Source organism: Saccharomonospora saliphila YIM 90502, from assembly GCF_000383795.1.
Taxonomy (GTDB): domain Bacteria; phylum Actinomycetota; class Actinomycetes; order Mycobacteriales; family Pseudonocardiaceae; genus Saccharomonospora; species Saccharomonospora saliphila.
This window is the reverse complement of the sequence record NZ_KB912725.1, coordinates 2,281-3,945: the sequence shown is the minus strand read 5'-3', so window position 1 is coordinate 3,945 and position 1,665 is coordinate 2,281. Positions and strand designations below refer to the sequence as shown.

Sequence of the window (1,665 nt, the reverse complement as noted above, 5' to 3'; positions counted from 1 at the left end):
CCGGCGCGGTGCGGGGCGTGGCGGCCGCGGGTCCACCGGCCACGGCGTCGGCGAAGCGCGCGATCGTCGGGTGGGCGTAGAGCAGCGTCGGGTCGACGGACCGGCCCAGCCACGTGGCCAGGTCGCCGGTCAGGGACAGCACCGCAGCCGAATCCATGCCGAGGTTGCCGAAGGTCACGTCGGAGTCGACCTCGCGCGGCGCCCGCCCGGTGAGACCGGCGACCGCCTCGCGCAGCCACGCGGCCACCGTGGCGGGGTCCTCGGTCGCGCCTGCGGTGACCGGCGGGGCCGAGAGGTCGCTGACGTGCACCGGTTCGAGCTCGCCGCCCACGTAGCGCTGCCGCGTGTAGCGGCGGCGGACCTTGCCGCTGGTGGTCTTCGGCAGCGTGCCCGGGGGAAGCAGGACGAGCGTGTGCAGGCTGACGTCGTGGGCCTCGGTGACGGCGGCCCGCACCTGACGGGCGACCTCGTCGAGGTCGTGGCGTCCCTGTTCGGTGCGTTTGAGCTCCTGCACCACCACGAGGCGTTCCTCGTCGCCGGTCTCGACCGCGAACGCCACGCCGAGTCCGCGCCGGAGCGCCGGGTGGGCGTCGGTGAGCGTCAACTCCACGTCCTGCGGGTAGACGTTGCGGCCTCTGACGATGATGAGGTCCTTGAGCCGCCCGGTCAGGTACAGCTCGCCGTTGTGCATCGCGCCCAGGTCTCCGCTGCGCAGATAGGGGCCCGACCCGTCCGGCAGGTACCCTCCGAAGGTCTCCTCCGTCGCCTCCGGGCTCTGCCAGTAGCCCGCCGCCACGGTGCGGCCACGCATCCAGACCTCGCCGATGCCTCCGTCCGGAAGCGGGGCGTGTGTGTCGGGATCGACGATGCGCAGATCGGTGGCACCGCGCACCGTGCCGTTGGCGATGAGCGTCCGGGTCGGACGTCCCGTCTCCTCGGCGAAGGTGGGCGTGAGCACCCCCTCGGCGAGCCGGTCCGGGTCGGCCTCGACGGACGGGGGTCCCGCGCCGTCCGGCTGGATCGTCACCAGCAGGGTGGCCTCGGCCATGCCGTAGACGACGCGGTGTGTGCTGTGGCGGAACCCGCGGGAGGAGAAGGCGGCGGTGAACCGGTCGAGAGTGTCGGGCCTGATCGGCTCGGCCCCCAGTCCCAGCACGCGCCAGCGACTGAGGTCCAGCCCGCGCTTGTCCTCCTCCGTGATCCGTTCGGAACACAGATCGAGGACGAAGTTCGGGCTGAACGACGCGGTCGCCCCGTACCGGCTGATGGCCGACAGCCAGCGGAGCGGGCGCTGCACGAAGACCTCGGGCGGCATCTTCACCGTGGTCCCGCCGAGCAGCAGGGGCATGAGCAGGCCCGCCACCAGGCCGAAGTCGTGGAAGAGCGGCAGCCAGCTCACGACGACGTCCGCCTCGCCGAGGGCGAAGGCGTCGGCGGTGAGGCGAAGCTGGTAGGTCAGGCAGTCGTGGGTCACCACGACGCCCTTGCCCATGCTGGTCGACCCGGACGTGTACTGGAGGTAGGCGACGTCCTCCGGCCGGAGGTGCGGCGGGGACCACGCCTGCTCGACCGGGTCGGCGAGGCTGCCCGCCGACCACACCCGGCAGCCGTGCCGGGACACGGCTGCCGGCAGGGCGGCGGTGTCGTCGGGCACGATCGCCACGG

General features: G+C 73.0%; 1 protein-coding gene. It reads right to left on the bottom strand.

Annotation, left to right across the window (positions count from 1 at the left end; all coding sequences use genetic code 11):
• On the bottom strand, positions 1-1,654 hold a 1,654-nt coding region (locus tag SACSA_RS23795; protein WP_198009099.1), incomplete at its 3' end, for an AMP-binding protein.
• Positions 1,655-1,665: the final 11 nt, after the last annotated feature.